3 protein-coding genes are annotated in these 2,121 nt (G+C 33.9%); all 3 read right to left on the bottom strand.

Going from position 1 to position 2,121, the window contains the following annotated elements; genetic code table 11:
- Positions 1-143: 143 nt before the first annotated feature.
- The 3 genes from GA0061080_RS12115 to GA0061080_RS12105 all read right to left on the bottom strand — a co-directional run bounded on the left by GA0061080_RS12115 (position 144) and on the right by GA0061080_RS12105 (position 1,855).
- Positions 144-446, bottom strand: coding sequence for an addiction module antidote protein (locus GA0061080_RS12115; RefSeq protein WP_034945255.1), 303 nt, complete (start codon positions 444-446; stop codon positions 144-146).
- On the bottom strand, positions 439-738 hold the full coding sequence (locus tag GA0061080_RS12110) for a type II toxin-antitoxin system RelE/ParE family toxin (protein ID WP_091126172.1): 300 nt from the start codon (positions 736-738) through the stop codon (positions 439-441). Before GA0061080_RS12110 ends, GA0061080_RS12115 begins: the two co-directional genes overlap by 8 nt.
- A gap of 502 nt (positions 739-1,240) precedes the next feature.
- On the bottom strand, positions 1,241-1,855 hold the full coding sequence (locus GA0061080_RS12105) for a BRO-N domain-containing protein (protein WP_091126169.1): 615 nt from the start codon (positions 1,853-1,855) through the stop codon (positions 1,241-1,243).
- Positions 1,856-2,121: the final 266 nt, after the last annotated feature.

The following is a 2,121-nucleotide window of genomic DNA, read 5'->3' as shown; positions in this document are numbered from 1 at the left end:
TGTCGTCTATATGCTCGTGTTCTCATAAAATTACTCACATATGGATAGCAAAAAGCCCAACTATTTCAGTGGGCTTAAATTCTATGCGTTCAAAACCGCATCATATACATATTATCTATCCGTATATCCGTACAGTCAAGTATTTATTGAATATTACAAGCCTTTCTTGTTGCTGTGATTTGTAGATCCATACCTAACGCATGAATAATTTTAAGCATAGTGTCAAATCTAGGTTTTTTCGCTGATAACGTTTTATATAGACTTTCTCTTCCGATACCTGCTTCTTCTGCTATTTTTGTCATACCTATTGAACGAGCTACATCATTAAGTGCTGCAATAAATTCTTCTGATGAAATATCCTCATGCAAAAATTCTGAAAGATACATTGCTCTTTCTTCATCAGTATTAAGAAATTTTGCCGCATCAAATTGCGTCACTTTAACCATTTTTAATCTCCTTCCAAAGTTTTATCGCTTTGTCTATATCTTTCTTTTGTGTTGACTTATCACCACCACATAATAAGAGATAAGTAATATTTCCATCTTTTGCGTAATATACTCGATAGCCTGCACCAACAGTAATTCGCATTTCGTAAATTTCATCCCTTAAAAATTTATGATCACCAAAATTACCAAAAGCAGCTCTTCGAATTCTTGCTGTTATTACTGTTTTTCCTTTAGAATCTTTCAAGCGTTCTAACCAGTTTTCGAAAATTTCTGTTTGGTTAATTATATTCATACATACACCAATCTTGTATTTATTAAATATTGTATACTTTTGGATAAAATAATCAATATTTATTTTATTAAAAAGGGCGTAAAGCCCTTTGTGTTGTGTTATTTGATATCTGCAATTAATTTTTTATTAAAATCGTTTATTTCTAAGCCGCCTGTGCGGCGGTGAACATAGCTAATAATGCAAAAGCCCCAGTACATATTTTCTAAGCCGCCTGTGCGGCGGTGAACCCGTTATTTATTCCGTCTAGCCATTGCTGTATTTCTAAGCCGCCTGTGCGGCGGTGAACCACAAACGGTTACGTTCAGCGTGGGCCGAGAATTTCTAAGCCGCCTGTGCGGCGGTGAACTAGATTATATCAAACATAGCCTTTTGTTTTAACTAAATTTTAACCACTTTTCCCAAAAATAACCCTTTTTTCTAGCTATTAAATTAATCTATATTTTTCAATAAATTAAAAAAGCGATTAAAAAAAGGGTTGTGATGCATAACGGGAACTTTTAATTTAGATAATCAATTTAAGCGGCACTGAAAAAAGTGATGCGCTACACTCACCACTTGTGATTTTTGTTCTTTCCATGAAATTATTTGTTAGTGTAGTAAATTGTTTTAATTTATCATTCAACTCAATCAATTTATTTCGGTAATAAATTGAATCTTTTTGAAGTTGAAGAAACAACGTATTATCAATGCAAACTTTACCATCAATATTTTTAACTTCTACTTTGTCTTCAATATATCGAACTACCCAACGCCCTTGATGTGGTATATGGGCCATGGTTGGGGAGAAAGTTTGCTGATGTGTTTCTTTATCCAAAATATCAAGAACCCATTTTCTGAATTCTTTTGCGATTGATGTCCTAGAAAACATTGCTACTAAGTGACAACCTCTAAGTGAGAAAATTCGTACCTTTTTAATGTAATTTCCTGAGGTACTTATTTCGAGTACCTGAGACATACAAGATGTAAATTCATCAGAATACTTATTATAAATCATTGTTACAGCTTTACTATTTGAATATTGTAAAGCTTTAGCTAGTTCGCTTGATGTGATCCAAGTTTGGTTATTGTGATTAATTGATTGAATAGTTGTATTGTGAAAAGATAATTGAGTAGTCATAATTGATCCTCTTAGTATATTGGTATATACACCACCACAGAGACCAATCTATGGAGGTGAACTAGACAAGGTTGGTCTACCGCCTAAAAGGATACGGTGCTCTTTCGAGCCCTCACCTAGCCCACCATTGAAATGTAGCTAAATGCGCATAAAAATACCGCAAAAAGCGGTTATGCTTTCTTTTAGTGACGGGAGACCAATCCCGACGTTAGATTTTGCTAACGTTTTTTCAATATACTGTAGTAGCTCAAACTTAATCTGACAGA

This window comes from Gilliamella intestini, assembly GCF_900094935.1.
GTDB lineage: Bacteria > Pseudomonadota > Gammaproteobacteria > Enterobacterales > Orbaceae > Gilliamella > Gilliamella intestini.
The sequence above is the reverse complement of the archived record's forward strand: the minus strand, read 5'-3'. Positions and strand labels throughout refer to the sequence as shown.

What these genes read in the sequence shown, in the direction of transcription:
- GA0061080_RS12115 (WP_034945255.1), bottom strand. Translation starts at nt 446, where the DNA reads ATGGTTAAAGTGACGCAATTTGATGCGGCAAAATTTCTTAATACTGAT.
- GA0061080_RS12110 (WP_091126172.1), bottom strand. Translation starts at nt 738, where the DNA reads ATGAATATAATTAACCAAACAGAAATTTTCGAAAACTGGTTAGAACGC.
- GA0061080_RS12105 (WP_091126169.1), bottom strand. Translation starts at nt 1,855, where the DNA reads ATGACTACTCAATTATCTTTTCACAATACAACTATTCAATCAATTAAT.